Origin of the sequence: Pseudomonas oryzicola (genome assembly GCF_014269185.2) — a bacterium.
GTDB classification, from domain to species: Bacteria; Pseudomonadota; Gammaproteobacteria; order Pseudomonadales; family Pseudomonadaceae; genus Aquipseudomonas; species Aquipseudomonas oryzicola.
Window position 1 is genome coordinate 1,648,566 of sequence record NZ_JABWRZ020000001.1, and the last position, 17,903, is coordinate 1,666,468.

Sequence of the window (17,903 nt, forward strand, 5' to 3'; positions counted from 1 at the left end):
TGCGGGGGCGAATGACAGATTAATGTCGAATTAGTGGCACTGCGGTTAAGTAATTGAGAATAAAAGGATCGCCACGGCTTTGGTGAATTGAGTGGCGGGCTTTCCTTGGGGATACTGGATGCCTTGAAACAGCGAGCCGAAACCGTGACCAGCCTGTACAGCCTTGCTCATCTGCATGACCTGCCGGCGGCTACCTGGGATGCCTTGGTGCCGCCCGGCCAACCGTTCCTGCGCCATGCGTTTCTCAGTGCCATGGAGGACAGCGGCAGCGTCGCGCCAGACACCGGCTGGGCCCCCGAGCACCTGGTACTGGAGCGTGACGGGCAGGTGAGGGCGCTGCTGCCGGCGTACCGCAAGTGGCATTCGTTTGGCGAGTACGTGTTCGACCATGGCTGGGCCGATGCCTGTGAACGGGCCGGCATCGCCTACTACCCCAAGCTGCTCGGTGCCGTGCCGTTCAGCCCGGTCAGCGGCCCGCGCCTGCTGGCCGCCGACCCTGCCGATGGCTTGCTGGTGCTGCAGGCGTTGCCGGAATACCTGGGCAAGGGCGGGTTGTCCGGGGCACACATCAACTTCACCGACCCGCAGCTGGATGCGCAGATGGCCGGCTTGCCGGGCTGGATGGAGCGGCTGGGTTGCCAGTTCCACTGGCGCAACCATGGCTACCGTGACTTCCAGGACTTCCTCGACAGCCTCAGTTCGCGCAAGCGCAAGCAGATGCGCAAGGAGCGTGAGCAGGTAGCCGGGCAGGGTATCGATTTTCGCTGGTACCACGGCGCCGAACTGGACCAGGCGCAATGGGACTTCGTCTACCGCTGCTACGCCAACACCTACGCGGTGCGCCGTCGTGCGCCTTACCTGACGCGCGAATTCTTCAGCTTGCTGGCCGAGCGCATGCCCGAGGCACTGCGCGTGGTGATGGCGCGGCAAGCTGGGCGTGATGTGGCGATGGCCTTGAGCCTGGTGGGCGGCGACAGCTTGTTCGGGCGTTACTGGGGCTGCCTGGACGAGTTTGACCGGCTGCATTTCGAGACCTGTTTTTACCAGGGCATGGACTTTGCCATCGCCGAGGGCCTGCAGCGTTTCGATGCCGGGGCGCAGGGCGAGCACAAGCTGATTCGCGGCTTCGAGCCGGTGCTGACGCGGTCGTGGCACTACCTGCTGCACCCGGGGCTGCGGCGGGCGGTAGAGGATTTTCTGGCGCAGGAGCGGGAAGGGGTGCGGGCGTATGCCGAGGAGGCCAGGGGGATGTTGCCCTATCGCCGGGACTGATCCATTCATATTGCCTGTGCCGGCCATTTCGCGGGTGAACCCGCTCCCACAGGTACTGCACAGACCGTGAAATTTGTGCGGTCCCTGTGGGAGCGGGTTTACCCGCGAAGAGGCCGGTGCAGGAGTCAGTCGACCCCGACAAAGCCCCCGGTCTGGTGATGCCACAAGCGGGCATACAGGCCTTGCTGCGCGAGCAGTTCATTGTGGCTGCCACTCTCGACGATCCGCCCCTTGTCCAGCACCACCAGCCGGTCCATCCGCGCGATGGTGGAAAGCCGGTGGGCAATGGCGATCACTGTCTTGCCCTGCATCAGCGTCTCCAGGCTTTCCTGGATTGCTGCCTCCACCTCCGAGTCCAGCGCCGAAGTGGCCTCGTCCATGATCAGGATCGGAGCATTTTTCAGCAGCACCCGGGCAATCGCGATGCGCTGGCGCTGGCCACCCGACAGCTTGACCCCGCGCTCGCCCACATGGGCATCGAAACCGGTGCGGCCCAGGGCATCCGACAGCTGCGGGATGAACTCGTCAGCCCGCGCCCGGCGCACCGCTTCGAGCAGCTCGGCGTCGCTGGCACCCGGGCGGCCGTACAGCAGGTTGTCGCGGATCGAGCGGTGCAGCAGCGAGGTGTCCTGGGTGATCATGCCGATCTGCGCGCGCAAGCTGGCCTGGCTCACCTGGGCGATGTCCTGGCCATCGATCAGGATGCGCCCGCCTTGCACGTCGTACAGCCGCAGCAGCAGATTGACCAGGGTCGACTTGCCCGCCCCGGACGGGCCGATCAGGCCGATCTTCTCGCCCGGGCGAATGTCCAGGTTCAGCCCTTCGATCACATTGGCGGCCTGGCCATAGTGGAAGTCCACGTCATCGAAGCGAACCGCGCCGCGGCTGACCTTCAGCGCCGGCGCGTTGGGCGGGTCGGTGACGGTGACCGGCTGGGCGATGGTCTGCAGGCCGTCCTGGACCATGCCGATGTTCTCGAAGATGCCGTTGACCACCCACATGATCCAGCCCGACATGTTGACGATGCGGATCACCAGGCCGGTGGCCAGGGCGATGGCGCCGACCGTGATCAGCGACTGGCTCCACAGCCACAGCGCCAGGCCCGTGGTGGCGACCACCAGCAGGCCATTGAGGGTGGTGATGACCACGTCCATGCTGGTGACCACGCGCGCCGCCAGCTGGGTTTTCTCGGTCTGTTCGCTGATCGCTTCGCGGGCGTATTGCTGCTCGTAGTCGGTGTGGGCGAACAGCTTGAGGGTGGCGATGTTGGTGTAGCCATCAACGATACGGCCCATCAGCTTGGAGCGCGCGTCGGAAGAAATCACCGAGCGCTCCTTCACCCTGGGCACGAAGTAGAACAGCGCGGCGATATAGCCGGCGATCCATAGCAGCAGTGGCAGCATCAGGCGCCAGTCGGCCTCGGCAAACAGCACCAGCGAGGTAATGGCGTAGATCAGCACATGCCACAGCGCATCCACCGCCTGCACGGCGGAGTCACGCAGCGAGTTGCCGGTCTGCATGATGCGCTGGGCGATGCGCCCGGCGAAGTCGCTCTGGAAGAAGTTCAGGCTCTGCTTGAGCACGTAGGTGTGGTTCTGCCAGCGAATCAGGCTGGTCATGCCCGGGGTGATGGTCTGGTGCACCAGCAGGTCGTGCAGGCCGAAGAACAATGGCCGCAGCAGCAGGATGACCACCAGCATCCAGATCAGCTCGCCACTGTGCTCGCTGAAGAAGTTGGCATTGGGAGTGCCCTGGGCCAGGTCGATGATGCGGCTGAGGTAGCTGAACATCGCCACCTCGATCAGCGAGGCGAACAGGCCGACCACCAGCAGGGCCAGGAAACTCGGCCAGACCTGGCGCAGGTAATACAGGTAGAACGGCCACACCCGGCTGGGGGGCGCGTCGCTCGGCGCTTCGCGAAAAATGTCGATCAGTTGTTCGAAACGGCGGTACAGCATGGGTGACGACACTCCTGTTCCATCCGACCCCAGGCGGTTTCACGTCCCTGTGAAGCCTGCGGTCAGTCGATGCGTTTGGCCGACTTGATGTACACCGGGTCGGCCGGCACATCGCGCATGCCTTTCTTGATGGTGGTCGGCGAGTTGACGATCTGGTCGACCACTTCCATGCCCTTGGTGACCTTGCCGAACACGGCATAACCGGCGTCACGGCCCGGGTTGAGGAAGTCGTTGTCGGCAACGTTGATGAAGAACTGGCTGGTGGCCGAGTTCGGGTCCGAGGTGCGCGCCATCGACAGGGTGCCGCGAGTGTTCTGCAGGCCGTTGCTGGCTTCGTTCCGGATCGGGTCCTTGGTGGTCTTCTGCACCATCTGGTCGGTGAAGCCGCCGCCCTGGACCATGAAGCCGGGGATCACGCGGTGGAAGATGGTGTTGTTGTAGAAGCCGCTGTCTACGTACTGCAGGAAGTTCTTGGTACTGATCGGCGCCTTCTCGGCATTCAGCTCGATCTCGACCTGGCCGAAGCTGGTGTCCAGCACTACGTGCGGGGTCTTGTCGGAGGCCATGACGCTGGTGGCGAAGGCGACCGAGCAGGCGGTGAGCAGAAGTTTTTTCAGCATGGGCTCAAAGATCCTTGAGAGGTGGAAGCGGCTGCAAGGAACTGCAGCAGGGTCTGGTTGAAGACCTCGGGTTGGTCGAGAGGTGTAGCGTGCCGGGAATCGTCGATGACCACCAGCCTGGCGTGGGGCATCAGGGCGACATAGCGTTGTTTCAGTTGTATCGGCGTGTAATCGTGGTCGGCGGCGATTACCAGGGTAGGACAGTGAATCTGCCCGATGCGTTCCTGCACGCCCCAGTCGACGATGGCGTCGAAGCTCTTGAGGTAGGCGCGTTTGTCGTTGCGTGCCCAGCGCTTGGCCATTTCCTGGCGCAGTGCGGCTTGCTGGGGCTTGGGGAACAGCCGTTCGGCCAGGCCCTTGCCGACGGTTTCGACACTGAGCAGGCGCGCCAGGCCCCAGCGTTTCAGCCACCGGGCCCAGTCACTGCGGGTGCGGCGCTTGACCTCGGGGGCGCTGTTGACGATGCACAGGCTGCGCAGCCACTGTGGATGGTCGACGGCGAACTGGAAACCGACCATGCCGCCCATGGACAGGCCGACGAAGTGCACCGGGCCGGTGTTCAGGTGTTCGAGCAGGGCCAGCAGGTCGGCACTGAAGGTGGCGATCTGGTAGCCGTCGCGGGGCTTGTCGGAGCGGCCATGGCCGCGGATGTCCATCAGGATGACTTGGTAGTGGCGGCTGAGCGCCGGCACCTGCATCTCCCAGTCCTGGCAGCTGGAGCCCAGGCCATGCAACAGTACCAGCGGTTCGCCCTGGCCATAGACCTCGTAGTGCAGTGCGCATCCTTCGTGTTCGAAATAGGCCATGGGCGCGGTCCTCTCAGGCTTGTGCGGGGGCTGCGAAGGGCACGTCCAGTGGCGCGGTGTCGAAATTGCGCAGCAGGTCGATGAGAATCTGCGTCGCCGGGCCCAGGGTCTTCTCTTTGCTGGAATAAAGGTAGAACAGTGGGTGGCGGCTGCCACCTTGGTCCAGCGGCAATGGCTTGAGCACGCCTTCACGCAACTCGCGTTCGATCATGTGCCGGGGCAGCCAGGCAAAGCCCAGGCCACTGCTGACGAAGGTGGCGGCGGTGCCCAGGCTGCCGACCGTCCAGCGTTGCTCGGCACCGAGCCAGCCGACGTCGCGCGGCTGGGCGCGGCCGGAGTCGCGGATCACCACCTGCAACTGGCTTTCCAGGTCCTGGAAGGTGAGCTCGCGGCCCAGGCGGTGCAGGCTGTGTTCCGGGTGGGCGACGGCGACGAACTCCACCGCGCTCAGTTCGGCACCCAGGTAGCCGCCGATGCTGTAGCTGCTGATGGCCAGGTCGGCGATGCCTTCATGCATCACTTCCTCGACGCCAGAAAGTACTTCTTCCCGCAGGCGCACCCGGCAGCCACGGCTCTGCGGCATGAACGCAGCCAGGGCGCGCACCAGGCGGGCGCTAGGGTAGGCGGCATCGACCACCAGGCGCACCTCGGCCTCCCAGCCCTGTTCCATGTGGTGGGCGAGGTCTTCAAGCTGGCTGGCCTGCTTGACCAGGTGGCGCGAACGGCGCAGCAGCACATTGCCGGCCTCGGTGAGCACGGCCTTGCGGCCATCGATACGCAGCAGCGGCACGCCCAGTTGCTCCTGCATGCGCGCCACGGTGTAGCTGACCGACGACTGCGAGCGGTGCAGTGCCTCGGCGGCCTGGGCAAACCCGCCGTGATCGACCACTGCCTGCAGGGTTCGCCACTGGTCAAGGGTTACGCGCGGCGCTTTCATGTTTCGCTCCTGTTGTCCTAAGCTGCGCTCTTTCAAGGAGAGCGGCCCATGAAGAAATGTTGTGCGGCAATACTGATGTGCCTGCCCCTCGGGGCCATGGCGTATCCCATCGATGTGGACAAGGAACTGACCGGGGTCAAGCTCGACTACACCGCCTACGACACGGCTTACGACATTGGCGCCATCACCCTGAACAACTATGGGCAGGTGCCGGCTGCCTGCAAGGTCACCTTCCGCAACGGCCCCGAGGCACCGCGGGTACGGCGGGTGAATGTACCGGCAGGCAAAAGCGTCGATGTCACCGCCAAGTTCAACCGCCAGATCATCAAACTGCGGATCGCCTTGAGCTGCAGCGCGGAATAAACTGATAAATCGATTGATTGCACCCACTTTTTACGCTTTTTTATCGATAGGTCAAGCCTTAATCTCACCTCCATCGAATCGCAACCCTTTTTGCCGATGGATGCACCCCATGTCCCGCGTACTGATCATCGAAAGCAGCGCCCGCCAGCAGGATTCCGTTTCCCGCCAGCTGACCCGTGATTTCATCCAGCAATGGCAGGCCGCCCACCCGGCCGACCAGATCAGCGTACGTGACCTGGCGGTGAACCCGGTGCCGCACCTGGACGCCGACCTGCTGGGTGGCTGGATGAAGCCCGAAGAGCAGCGCAGCGCCGCCGAGCTGGAGGCCCTGGCCCGCTCCAACGAACTGACCGATGAATTGCTCGCTGCCGACGTGCTGGTGATGGCTGCGCCGATGTACAACTTCACCATCCCCAGCACGCTCAAGGCCTGGCTGGACCACGTGCTGCGTGCTGGCATCACCTTCAAGTACACCCCCACCGGCCCACAGGGCTTGCTGACTGGCAAGCGTGCCATTGTCCTGACGGCCCGTGGCGGCATCCACGCCGGCGCCAGCAGTGACCACCAGGAACCGTACCTGCGCCAGGTCATGGCCTTCATCGGCATTCACGATGTCGAATTCATCCACGCCGAAGGCCTGAACATGAGCGGCGAGTTCCACGAGAAAGGCGTGAACCAGGCCAAGGCCAGGCTGGCAGCGGTCGCCTGAGGCGCAACGAATTCCCAACCCTGACACCTGGTTTTGCTCCTTTGGGTGTACCTGCCCGGCCCGTATGGCCGGGTTTTTTTATGATTGTCTGGAGCCTTGTAGGGTTTTTGAGATCGAGCGCCGCCCGCGCGGCGCATCGCGAGCTGCGCTCGCTCCTACGTTTGTTTCGGGCCAATTATTCCTGTGGGATTTGTGCGCGTACGCCTTGGCACATGGCGGAATATCGCGTCGGACAAACCAGGCGGCCGCGCGCGCCTGTCACAGGCGTGACTGGCCCGAAACAAACGTAGGAGCGAGCGCAGCTCGCGATGCGCCGCGCGGGCGGCGCTCGATTTGCGCCCCAAATAAAAAAGCACGAGTAGCACCTGCAAGGTTGAACTCGCTCGCCACAACCCGCTAAGGTCGCGCCCTTGATCCACGAGAGGCACCCATGGGCTACCTGATAATCGTCGCGCTGATCCAGGCGTTTTCCTTCAGCCTGATCGGCGAGTACCTGGCCGGGCACGTCGACAGCTACTTCGCCGTGCTCGCGCGGGTGGTGCTGGCTGGCCTGGTGTTCCTGCCGCTGACCCGCTGGCGCCAGGTCGAACTGCGCTTCATGCGCTCGATGCTGCTGATCGGCGCGCTGCAGTACGGCATCACCTACGTCTGCCTGTACCTCAGCTTCCGTGTGCTCAGTGTGCCGGAGGTGCTGTTGTTCACCATCCTCACGCCACTGCACGTGACCCTGATCGAAGATGCCATGAACCGCCGCTTCAACCCGTGGGCCCTGGTGGCAGCGCTGGTGGCGGTAGCCGGCGCCGCGGTGATCCGCTTCGACACCATCAGCGGCGAGTTCTTCACCGGCTTCCTGCTGCTGCAACTGGCCAACTTCACCTACGCCGCCGGCCAGGTGCTGTACCGCCACCTGGTCGCACGCCACCCCAGCGACCTGCCGCACTACAAGCGCTTTGGCTACTTCTACTTGGGCGCGCTGATCGTGGTGCTACCGGCGTTCCTGCTGTTCGGCAACGCCCAGCACCTGCCGAGCACCAACGTGCAATGGCTGGTGTTGCTGTTCCTGGGCCTGTGCCCGACGGCGCTGGGGCTGTACTGGTGGAACAAGGGCGCTTGCCTGGTTTCCGGCGCGACGCTGGCGGTGATGAACAACCTGCATGTGCCGGTAGGCTTGCTGCTGAACCTGCTGATCTGGAACCAGCACGAGCCATTGGGGCGGCTGTTGCTCGGCGGGGCGGTGATCCTGGCGTCGGTGTGGATGAGCCGCCTGGGTAGCCTGACGTTGTCGAGCAAGGCATGGCGCAGCTAGCTATGACGCGTTCGTTACTGGGCCCGAAATCTGTCGGTGGCTACCCGATAATCAAAAAAATAAAAGCGGGAGACCGGCGTGAAGTTAGAAACGCGAAGTATCGAATTTGTCCCACACGCTGAGCGTTATGGTACGCCCAAACGATTGTTCACCATCTGGTTCAGCTCCAACTTCCAGATAACCGCCCTGATGGTCGGCACCCTGGGCGTCGCCTCGGGGCTGAGCCTGGGCTGGACCTTGCTCGGCCTGCTGGTCGGCAACCTGATCGGCACCGTGTTCATGGCCGCGCACTCTGCCCAGGGCCCGCACCTGGGCGTGCCACAGATGATCCAGAGCCGGGCCCAGTTCGGCGTCCATGGTGCGGCGCTCCCTCTGTTGGTGATGGTCACCGCCGCAGTCCTGTTCCTCGCCGCCAGCGGCGTGCTGATGCGCAATGCCCTGCAGGCCCTGGTGCCGATGAGCGATGACCAGGCCATCGTGGTGGTCGGCTTGCTGACCTTTGTCATCGGCTTTGTCGGCTACGAGCTGATCCACCGCCTGGGCGCGTGGATGAGCCTGTTGTCCACGCTGGTGTTTGCCGGCGCCCTGGTGCTGATCCTGCTGCACCCTGGCGACATGGCAACCACGACGGCGGTGAGTACCGGTTTTTCGTTCACCGCGTTCAACCTGATCGTGGCCCAGTCGGCCTCGTGGACGCTGGGCTATGGCCCCTATGTGGCTGATTACTCGCGCTACCTCCCGGCCAACGTCAACCCGCGCGCCACGTTCTGGGCCACCTACTGCGGTTGTGCGCTGGGCTCCTTCGCCATGATGGCACTGGGCGCGCTGGTGGCGGTGGAACTGCCCTCGGCCCTGGGCCATGACCCGGCCACAGCCATCGCCGCCTTGTTTGGCCCGTGGGCGCCGTTGGCGCTGGCAGTGATTGCGCTGGGGGTGATCCAGTACAACGTCCTGTGCCTGTACAGCGCCTACATGTCGTCGGTCACGATCTTTGGCGCGTTCAAGACCATCCGGCGCGTGACTGCCACGGCCAAGGCCTTGGTAATGGCTGGCCTGACCGCAGCGGCAACGGTGATTGCCATCGCCACCCAGTACAATTTCGATACGTTCTTTGCCGACATCCTGATTGGCCAGCTGTACCTGCTGATTCCATGGAGCGCGATCAACCTGGTGGATTACTACTGGGTGTGCCGTGGCCACTATGATGTGGGGGCGCTGTATGACGCCAAGGGGCGTTACGGCTGCTTCAATCGTCGGAGCCTGGCGGTGTACGCCGTGTCGATCATCGGTACCATCCCGTTCATGAAGCTGTCGTTCTACACAGGCTTCGTGGCTGAGTGGCTGGGGGCGGATATCAGCTGGGCGATGGGGCTGATCCTGGCTGGGGCGCTGTATTGCGTGGTCCATGGCCGTGAGAATAAGCCGCTGTTGGCAACAAGGAACGCGCTTCCCTGATGCGGTCTTGAAAAAGGCAGGGGCTGCAAAGCAGCCCCGGTATTCTCAAACCTGGTTCATCTCTTCAAGGCGGCGTGGCGTCGGTTCTGGCACCGCACGCCCCGCCAACCCCACCCGCATGTCATTGCCACTCGGCTGTTGATACAAGCTCAGCCCAAACTCCGGCAACACCGCCAGCAAGTAATCGAAGATATCCCCCCGGATCCGTAATCCGTCCACACCATGGTCGTGGTAAAGCAGTAGATTTCCAGCGGCACACCCTCGGCGATGGTCTGCATCTGCCGCACCATGCAGGTCACGTTCGGGTGCACGTTGGGGTGGTTCTCCAGATAGGCCGGGGCAAAGGCGCGGAAGATGCCGATGTTGGTGAGCTTGCGGCGGTTGGCTGATAGCTACGCCACCGGCCCCAGCGCCTCGTTCCAGCCTTCAGTTCCTGTCCTTATGCTGGATCGATAGTTGGTGGTTATGATAGCTCTGTAAGTGGTTTTGCACGGTGTGTGAGCGATGTCCTGCGCTACTTCTTCGTCCTTGCCTGTTTGGCTGAAGCGTTTTTGTGGGAATTGGAATTAATCTGTTATATAAAACCATAGTCCTTTGAATCGCCGTTGCGGTCTCATTTTGTTACATAGATAATGTCGTTGAGCCACTACTAACCCGTTTCGCTTGACTAGGCTTGAGGTATCCCACAAAACCGTCAAGGTACCGCTATGCCAAGACCTGAAATACAAGCCTACAGCCAGATGCGTGCAATTCCTTACCTAGTGCACTTCACCAGACTCACCAACCTCGCCTCAATCCTGCAGCACGGCCTCTGCCCGGTTAGCGATCATGACACGTTACGTACCCGACCAGTCATCAACGACGAGCTCCGTCTCGATGGGCATCTGGATGGCACATCGCTTTCCATTGGCTTCCCCAACTACCAGATGTTCTACAAGTACCGCCAGGTTCCAAACACCGAGTGGGTGGTGCTAGGGATAGACTCCTCAGTGCTTTGGACGAAGGATTGTGGTTTCTGTCAGCGCAATGCGGCTACCAACGAGATGGCTCAACAGCCACTCGATAACCTGCGAACGCTGGCAGCATTCCAAGGCATGTTTGACGAGATTGAAGGGCTGAACACCCGTCATCAGCAGAGGCTCAAGACGTCTGACCCTACAGATCCTCAGGCTGAAGTGTTAGTCTTCGATAAGATTGAGCCAGAGCTGATACTTGGGGTGGCTTTCAATAGCAGGCTTGCTAGAGATAACCATGCGGGCATTTGTGGTAATCGACAATTGGTGGTTGAAAGCCCCTCTGGTGGATTATTCGCTGCTCGCACATTTGTAAGGTAGATTGATGGCTTCCAGACCAGTCTTCATTCCAACACCTGGGGCAAAGACTCTTGCCCGAACTGCCGCTGTGGATTTCAAGTGGTTCCCAGGGATGTCTGTGTCTCAGAAGCAGCGGTCGATTGACTCGTTGCACGCCGCTGCTAAAGAGGCTATACCGACTATCGGTAAGATATTGGAGGTTTCAAGTAAGTCCAAGGAGAAGTTGGGGGTGGAGCTGAGTGCTTTCAACTTGAGTTTTACTACACTGAAGCAGAATTTTACGATGAGTGTGGAGTGTGCTTTCCAAGGTAGCAAGGTTTTTGAAAGGGGCGGTCCCTTTAAAGATTTGTTTGGAAAGACATCTCGTGAAGCAAAACTTGACGAGAGAATAAAAAGCTCAGGTAGGTTGGTAAAGTTCAGTTTCTACGGGACGGATTGGGATCTTGAGCCGCGCACGGCTTTTTATGATTGGTTATATATTAATGCCCTGAAAAAGCAGTCCCCGAATATGATTGATGAGATTCTTTCGTACTCGGCCTTTACTGATATTGAGTTCAATCCGGAGAAGTCGATCAACTGCCAGGCATACTCCCTAGCCTTGTTTGTTTCATTGTATAAGCAGAATTTGCTGGATGATGCTATTGTCTCGAGGGATTCGTTCTTGTCGGCAGTTAGCAATGTTCTCCTCTCAAGCGCCAGTCAAAATGAAGATATTCAGGGTGACATGTTGAAATGAGTTCTGTATGTTAAAAGGGGCTATACACAGCCCCTTTACGAGCGGTGGCATGATTACTCATCATGCTTTTTCGTGAGTCCTGAACGTTCGAGGTATCTGCGAAGCAGAGGTGATAGTTTGGTAGTGTTAAAATTTTGGAGCCAAACCTCAACGTTATCCACGGCTTTTGGAAGATCTTTCCGTAGTTTGAGTGCGATACTTCTATTTATGCCAAGTGACATAAGTTCAAGTACCCTAGGGTCGTAGCTTCCGAGTTCAATCATGGACGGAAGGCTTAGTGCGTATGCATACTCCTCATGATCGGCCTCGGATGTACAGGCTTTGGTTATATCTGACCAAAGTGAGAAGTATTTAACGAGTTTAAATGTTATATTGCTGCTGATGTTTTTAGTAACGTGCCTAGCGGCTTTGTCTACAGGTCGTTTTTTTGACTCGCTCTCAGTGTCTTCCTCTCTAGAAAAGTCGTCAGGGTTCTGAGAAAGCTTGTTTAGGAATTTATCGATAAAGAAACGGTGTGATTTTCCAGACATCCACTGGTAAGCGTCGTAGACCAATGTGCCGATGCTGACGTACTCGCCTGGATTTGTGAATTTAGAGTTAACTTCTTTCTCTATATGGAAGATTCTATCTAGTCTGCGTGCGATGTCATCAAATTGCTGATAAAAATTCTGATTTTTAAAGCTGATATCGTCAGGCGCTGGAGGCAGTCGTCGTGTATTAGGGTGGTTGGTTGGGATCCAGGAGAATGGATCTTCTTTGATCTCCAGATAAAGCTGATTTTGAAGTAGCGGATCTACGTATGGGTTTTGGCGAAGAAGTTCCATAGGTATGGAAAGCTGATCCTTTACCTGAGATAGCTTTTCTTCTAATTCCTCTCTTTGATCACTTCTTATTTGTGATGTACCTAGTAATCGATCAAAGTGGTTTTTGTCAGACACGAAAAGGTGCCTAAGGTAACAGATGGTTGTATATAATTTTCCGTTATCTTGGTTTTCGAATATTTCATTGCGGGTGGCGGTGGCGAATCGAATTACTGAGTCGGTGTGGGTCTGAAGGATGGCGGTCGTGTTAGTTTTGATTTTAGTCTTGTCATGGTTCGTCAACTTTTCTTCACCCCACTCTTCGTCCTTTACTTCCAAACAGTAGACTTCACCGTAGAGGTTGGTGCTGATACGCCCTGCCCGACCAATTAGATTCTTGAACTCGAAAGGTGTTAAGGGTGTGCTATCATTTTTAGGGCTGATAACTATGAGCTTGTCTGCAGGTAGGTTAACGCCCTGTAGCAATGTCGATGTGCATACTAAGCTTCTAATCGCTTCCTTGGAATACAATTCTTCGATTTCAATCCTGGCAATGTCTGGCAAGCCGGCATGGTGGAACGCCACACCATTTCGCAGTGTTCTGATCAGCGAGTAATCAGGGTGTATTTCATCGGCTAAGAAGTCGATAAGTTCCTCAATCGCATCTTCATGCTCTTGGCTTGAGTTGGTTGGGCGAGGTAATTCGAGGGCCCATTTCTCAGCGGTAGCTTTACCAGGTGCAAAAACAATACAGCTTTCGTCCTGTTTTAGATTTCCCAGGAACGCAGCAATCGCTTGGCCTTTCTTGCTTTTGGCTTTAGAAAAAAGCCTTTTGTTCAAAATTGTTTCGCCAAAAATTACGTTGCCGGTCTGGCTAAAAATCCGATACTCAGCGGAATAACTCCTTGACAAGAAAGTGATTGCAGCTTTGACTTGGAATACAGGAGTGGCAACTGTGGTTTCGTCTATGAGTTCTAAGCCTGAAAGCTCCTTTAGAGGTGTCACGATGTCCTCAATGAAGGGGCCGGCAAAGATGAACTGGCTCTGGGGGAATCTTGCCACCAGCCCGTAAAGACAGTTTTCAAATACCATGCCACGACCTTCCGCCTCAAGGTTGTGGATTTCATCAATGAAGATAACTCTAGGCGGTCTAATAGTTTTGTCCTGAAGCAGCTTGTTGCATCGTTCCGGGGTCAAGACATAGACCGTTGATTTTTCATCGCCATCATCTTGGGGGCGATATGTGGTATAGACATGGGCGCGGTCTTTAAGGTCGGATTTGAAGTCCATGCTTACTTGGTTGATAAGCGCTTTGGTCGGTACCACAAATATTGCTGTTTCAGGACTGGCTCTTAGTTTTTCAACAATGTATCGCCTGATGATGAATGACTTGCCGGCAGATGTAGGGGCGGAAATTGCGACATTAGCGCCGCTACGAATTGCTGCCCAAAGCTTTGCCTGGTAGTCCGTGAATACAAACTCGCCAGCACCTTCTAGTCTGTGGGTTAATCGGCCTCGTGTTGTGCCAAGCTCAAGGTCAAGGAGAGCGCCAAAGCTGTTTAAATATTTACCGTTTTCAAAAATATTAGGAATGTGCTTGCTTGAAAGTAGGTTTCCAGATCTTGATTGGATAATATAGCACGCCTTCTGATATGCGGGGTTGTTAGGCGCGTAGAGATGTAGCAGTGCGCCAAAGGAATTGGCCAAATTTTTTAATGTTTCAGACTTGCTTAGCGAAATAATTGAGGCAAGCCATGTGGCGTGTTGAAGCTTTTGATGGGGGATAAATATTCCATCAGTTTCCCCAGCCTGTTTACTGAGGAATAGATTTTTTAGCAAATTGTCATAAGTCTCTACGAATCCTTCATCCTTAGAGGCCTCGAGTGGGAGAGCTTCTGTATCTCTATTCATTTAGCTGCCTTTCTAGCGGGCTTCTCAGGGCTCGGTTGTTTTGGTGTTTCTTTGAATTCTATTCCATGGATTTGTTTGAAAAGTGTCTTCTTGAATGTTTCGACACTGCTCATTGGGATTAGAAAGAACTCTAGGAATAGTTTTCGTAGCTCGGATTTGTTTTGAAGTCGTGACCTGATATTTTCAACAGCTTCTTTTGAATGTTCCTGTATCCACTCCGTAACTAGCTTTTCTGCGTGATCTCTATTGACGGCTTCCTCTTCAATGCTGTCAATTTTCTTGTCATCGTAAATGAGGAGGATTGGGAATATTTTGTTGCAAGCTTGGTACTCGTCTGTTCCAGGTCGAAACGCTTTAAGCAGGGCCTTCGCCTGGTCGAGTGTGAGATTTTTTGAGATGTTGGATCGAGCGATAAAAAGCTCATGATCCAGTGAGCTCGGTAGGTAGTTTTGATTGAATCGGTCAATTGAATCTAGCGAGCTTCCGATGGCGCCGCTGAGATCCTGATGTATTTTGGATTCGCCAATTAATATAGCTAGGTTGTTGTGCCGCTCACCAAAAAATATTCCGTCCCCACCTTTGACTTGATCTTTGACATTTGTAAGTAGACTTAACTTGTGGCATACCATTGGGGTTCTGAATAAGGCTTCCACCAATAGGTAAAGGATAAGTTCTCCATACTTTCCGTCATATACTGGGTCAGTGTTCGCGAAGAAGCTTGATGCCATTGGGTAAGGGTTTTCGTCTCTTTCTTCGTACTCTTCGAGTTCGTTCCTGTCGAAAACATAATGCTGGATCCGGTTGCCAACATACTTTGCTAGAGCGAGGCTTTCTTGGCGGTTCCCTGAAAATTTCAGGGACAAAGCGTGTGCTCTGACCTTGAGATCTACTACCTCGGGGATCGGATGGAAGAATTTTTCGACCCAATCAGTCTTGACGGTGAGACAGTCACTCCAAGTGATACCCTCGAACAGCTTTTGCATTTGAATCCCTTCTGGATAGCTGTGTAGTGCCATAATGATACTACGGTTGTTCTGCTTGTGGTGGCTTCCACGATGGACGTTCTACGAATTATAAGTGCGGTGCCGATCTGTGCTCGACGAAGATTGGAGGCCCGGACAAGGGTTACAGGCCTACAGAACTCTTTGTCCGCGTGGAGGTTGGGGCGTTGACCGACCTTAGGACGAAGTGCCTCGATAGGCCTCTGGAGAGTTAGGGCACATGAGAACGGCATCAAGTTAACGGGGTGCCGGTGTCCGGTTTGGTTGGGTCAAGTCCGCGTCTTTGCTAACGTTTCTGGGCGTTGCTAATCCTTGCGCCAGCTGATCACATGGGCTGGAAGCGTCACATGCTGTTAAGGCTAACGGCTAAAAAAATCAGATTTTGCCCCTTTCTTGTAGGGCATTTCCCAAAGATACTGCCACCCATTGTGATGTCCCCAGTTGGCCTCTAGTCTCGGCTAGTCGTTGCAATCCAACGACCGGCTTTGACAGGCCGACTCAAATTACAATCCCCAGCTTTGCCTTCAATGGCAGCTGTGCGTGGGGCGCCTTCGGGCGCGCCGGGTTTCTCAATTTGACCGGTCTGTCAACCCGTGCACAGCTGCCACCCTTTGTTTGACAGCAAATGGCGGTAGTCCCAATCACAAATTGAGGGTTACACCATGCTGAAGATAGTCCCCGACCCACCCTGCAACCTCCATTCCCTGGAAGACACCCTGCTGATGGCCGCCGATTACGCGCTATGCGCCGAAGCCGTTGCTCAGCAAGCCGTATTGATGCAACCGAAATCACCCGTCTCGGTGTTGATCATGACGTCGATGCACGAACTGGAAGCCCTCCGCAGGTTGCTCGAATCAGCGCTGGCTCAAGTCCAAAGGCCAGCAGACTCGCAGACGTTGCATTAATCCACATCATGATTCGCCTGGGGCTGCGCCTGGTGTGAGTCCGGCTTGTCGGCGGCAGGGCCAGCCCAGGCATCTGCAATATCAGGGAGATGAACCAATGGCCATCGAAGAAACCCCAGTCACCGTGGGCAAAACCACCTTCTACCAGGGTGAAAACCAGACCCATCCTCTGTTTCGCATCGAGCCCGGCATCCCCTGCCAGAATGCCCGCGAACAGGCTTCAGAACTGATGGGCTATGCCCGCGATTTGTCCATCGACGGACTGATGGAAGACAAACCCCAGCTACTCTGGGCCTCGCACTACCTCTGCGCCTTGGCCAAGGCCCTGCTCGATGATGCCGAACTGGGCATGATGAAAAGCGCTGATAACCGCAGTCCAGCCGCTCCACTCTGAGCGGCCTTGAAAAGGGAAGGGGCTGCAAAGCAGCCCCGGTATTCTCAAACCTCGTTCATCTCTTCAAGGCGGCGCGGCATTGGCTCTGGAGCCGCGCGCCCCGCCAACCCCACCCGCATGTCATTGCCACTCGGCTGCTGATACAAGCTCAGCCCAAACTCCGGCAACACCGCCAGCAAGTAATCGAAGATATCCCCCTGGATCCGCTCGTAATCCGCCCAAACCGTAGTAGTGGTAAAGCAGTAGATCTCCAGCGGCACGCCCTCGGCGGTGGTCTGCATCTGCCGCACCATGCAGGTCATGTTCGGGTGCACGTTGGGGTGGTTCTTCAGGTAGGCCAGGGCAAAGGCGCGGAAGGTGCCGATGTTAGTGAGCTTGCGGCGGTTGGCCGACAGCTCGGCCACCGGCCCCATGGCCTCGTTCCAGCGCTGCAGCTCCTGGCGCTTGGCGGCAAGGTAGTCGGCCAGCAGGTGCACCTGGCTCAGGCGGTGTTCCTCCTCGCGGGTGAGGAAGCGCACCCCGGCGGCATCGATGAACAGGCTGCGCTTGATGCGCCGGCCACCAGACTGCTGCATGCCGCGGTAGTTGCGGAACGACTCGCTCATCAGGCGCCAGGTGGGGATGGAGACGATGGTCTTGTCGAAGTTCTGCACCTTCACCGTGTGCAGGGTAATGTCGACCACGTCGCCATCGGCGCCGACCTGGGGCATTTCGATCCAGTCACCCACGTGCAGCATGTCGTTGCTGGTCAACTGCACGCTGGCAACGAACGACAGCAGGGTGTCCTTGTACACCAACAACAGCACCGCCGACATCGCACCCAGGCCCGACAGCAGCAACAGCGGCGAGCGGTCGATCAGGGTGGCGACGATGACGATGGCGGCGAAGATCCACAGCATCATCTTGGCCAGTTGCACGTAACCCTTGATCGAGCGGGTGCGGGCGTGTTCGGTGCGAGCATAGATGTCCAGCAGGGCATCCAGCAGGCACGACAGCGCCAGGGTCATGAACAGCAGGGTAAAGGCCAGGGCGACATTACCGAGGAAGTGCTGGGCGGTATCGGACAGCTCCGGCACCAGTTTCAGGCCGAACTGCAGCACCAGCGACGGCGTGGTCTGGGCCAGGCGGTGGAAAACCTTGTTGTTGCGCAAGTCGTCCAGCCACCTCAGCGCCGGCTGGCGGGCCAGCAGGCGGGCGCCATGCAGCACCAGGAAGCGCGCCAGGCGGCCGATGACCAGGGAAATCAGCAGCAGCACGGCCAGGCCAATGGCCGCGTGCAGCATCGGATGGCGGTCGAGGGTGCCCCACAGGTCGAGGGAGTCACGCCAGATTCGTTGGATATCCATGGGCTTGCGTACAGTCTTGTTGCCAAACGAAGCGCCATTAGAGCGCGGATGGCAATAAAGTTGCCAAAAGA

At 57.6% G+C, this 17,903-nt stretch carries 16 protein-coding genes and 1 pseudogene; 9 read left to right on the top strand and 8 right to left on the bottom strand.

Annotated features, from left to right (window positions below; all coding sequences use genetic code 11):
• The first annotated feature begins 144 nt into the window (after positions 1-144).
• Positions 145-1,272 (top strand): GNAT family N-acetyltransferase, encoded by a 1,128-nt coding sequence (locus HU760_RS07445; RefSeq protein WP_186676429.1) that lies wholly within the window; start codon positions 145-147, stop codon positions 1,270-1,272.
• Positions 1,273-1,397: 125 nt separating this feature from the next.
• Here the strand turns inward: HU760_RS07445 and HU760_RS07450 are convergent, their stop codons facing one another.
• From HU760_RS07450 to HU760_RS07465, 4 genes are all read right to left on the bottom strand, one after another.
• Positions 1,398-3,230, bottom strand: coding sequence for an ABC transporter ATP-binding protein (locus tag HU760_RS07450; protein ID WP_186676215.1), 1,833 nt, complete (start codon positions 3,228-3,230; stop codon positions 1,398-1,400).
• Between the two features lie 62 nt (positions 3,231-3,292).
• Positions 3,293-3,850 carry a peptidylprolyl isomerase gene (locus tag HU760_RS07455; RefSeq protein WP_186676219.1) on the bottom strand — a complete coding sequence of 186 codons (558 nt, stop codon included), beginning with the start codon at positions 3,848-3,850 and terminating at the stop codon, positions 3,293-3,295.
• Entirely contained in the window at positions 3,844-4,656 is an 813-nt protein-coding gene (locus HU760_RS07460) for an alpha/beta fold hydrolase (RefSeq protein WP_186676222.1), read from the bottom strand. The genes HU760_RS07455 and HU760_RS07460 overlap by 7 nt, the downstream gene beginning before the upstream one ends.
• A 13-nt stretch (positions 4,657-4,669) precedes the next feature.
• The gene (locus HU760_RS07465) at positions 4,670-5,593 is read right to left on the bottom strand and encodes a LysR family transcriptional regulator (RefSeq protein WP_170031319.1); all 924 of its coding nucleotides are present in this window, start codon (positions 5,591-5,593) and stop codon (positions 4,670-4,672) included.
• A gap of 48 nt (positions 5,594-5,641) precedes the next feature.
• Between HU760_RS07465 and HU760_RS07470 the strand changes: the two genes are divergently transcribed.
• The 4 genes from HU760_RS07470 to HU760_RS07485 all read left to right on the top strand — a co-directional run bounded on the left by HU760_RS07470 (position 5,642) and on the right by HU760_RS07485 (position 9,426).
• Positions 5,642-5,956: a 3-phosphoglycerate kinase gene (locus HU760_RS07470; RefSeq protein ID WP_186676224.1), complete on the top strand. Its 315-nt coding sequence runs from the start codon at positions 5,642-5,644 to the stop codon at positions 5,954-5,956.
• Between the two features lie 109 nt (positions 5,957-6,065).
• A complete protein-coding gene (locus tag HU760_RS07475; protein ID WP_186676226.1) occupies positions 6,066-6,665 on the top strand; it encodes an FMN-dependent NADH-azoreductase in 600 nt (199 codons plus the stop codon).
• Positions 6,666-7,095: 430 nt separating this feature from the next.
• On the top strand, positions 7,096-7,971 hold the full coding sequence (locus HU760_RS07480) for a carboxylate/amino acid/amine transporter (RefSeq protein ID WP_186676228.1): 876 nt from the start codon (positions 7,096-7,098) through the stop codon (positions 7,969-7,971).
• A 78-nt stretch (positions 7,972-8,049) separates the two neighbouring features.
• Positions 8,050-9,426, top strand: a complete 1,377-nt coding sequence (locus HU760_RS07485) for a purine-cytosine permease family protein (RefSeq protein WP_186676230.1) — start codon at positions 8,050-8,052, stop codon at positions 9,424-9,426.
• Positions 9,427-9,471: 45 nt separating this feature from the next.
• Here HU760_RS07485 and HU760_RS24435 read toward each other — a convergent pair.
• Positions 9,472-9,851, bottom strand: a pseudogene (locus HU760_RS24435) (mechanosensitive ion channel family protein); the annotation flags it as partial.
• 282 nt (positions 9,852-10,133) lie between these two features.
• On the opposite strand from HU760_RS24435, the gene HU760_RS07495 reads away from it, so the two are divergent.
• Together HU760_RS07495 and HU760_RS07500 are read left to right on the top strand one after the other, a co-directional pair.
• On the top strand, positions 10,134-10,760 hold the full coding sequence (locus tag HU760_RS07495; RefSeq protein ID WP_186676231.1) for a DarT ssDNA thymidine ADP-ribosyltransferase family protein: 627 nt from the start codon (positions 10,134-10,136) through the stop codon (positions 10,758-10,760).
• A gap of 4 nt (positions 10,761-10,764) precedes the next feature.
• On the top strand, positions 10,765-11,475 hold the full coding sequence (locus tag HU760_RS07500) for a DarT1-associated NADAR antitoxin family protein (RefSeq protein ID WP_186676233.1): 711 nt from the start codon (positions 10,765-10,767) through the stop codon (positions 11,473-11,475).
• A 53-nt stretch (positions 11,476-11,528) separates the two neighbouring features.
• Here the strand turns inward: HU760_RS07500 and HU760_RS07505 are convergent, their stop codons facing one another.
• Together HU760_RS07505 and HU760_RS07510 are read right to left on the bottom strand one after the other, a co-directional pair.
• Positions 11,529-14,186 carry a DEAD/DEAH box helicase gene (locus tag HU760_RS07505; protein WP_186676235.1) on the bottom strand — a complete coding sequence of 886 codons (2,658 nt, stop codon included), beginning with the start codon at positions 14,184-14,186 and terminating at the stop codon, positions 11,529-11,531.
• Entirely contained in the window at positions 14,183-15,169 is a 987-nt protein-coding gene (locus tag HU760_RS07510; protein WP_186676237.1) for a HamA C-terminal domain-containing protein, read from the bottom strand. The genes HU760_RS07505 and HU760_RS07510 overlap by 4 nt, the downstream gene beginning before the upstream one ends.
• Before the next feature lie 680 nt (positions 15,170-15,849).
• On the opposite strand from HU760_RS07510, the gene HU760_RS07515 reads away from it, so the two are divergent.
• Positions 15,850-16,092: a hypothetical protein gene (locus HU760_RS07515; RefSeq protein ID WP_186676240.1), complete on the top strand. Its 243-nt coding sequence runs from the start codon at positions 15,850-15,852 to the stop codon at positions 16,090-16,092.
• Positions 16,093-16,189: 97 nt separating this feature from the next.
• The gene (locus tag HU760_RS07520) at positions 16,190-16,486 is read left to right on the top strand and encodes a DUF3077 domain-containing protein (protein ID WP_186676242.1); all 297 of its coding nucleotides are present in this window, start codon (positions 16,190-16,192) and stop codon (positions 16,484-16,486) included.
• Between the two features lie 44 nt (positions 16,487-16,530).
• Here the strand turns inward: HU760_RS07520 and HU760_RS07525 are convergent, their stop codons facing one another.
• Positions 16,531-17,832 (bottom strand): mechanosensitive ion channel family protein, encoded by a 1,302-nt coding sequence (locus tag HU760_RS07525; protein ID WP_186676245.1) that lies wholly within the window; start codon positions 17,830-17,832, stop codon positions 16,531-16,533.
• Between the last annotated feature and the right edge of the window lie 71 nt (positions 17,833-17,903).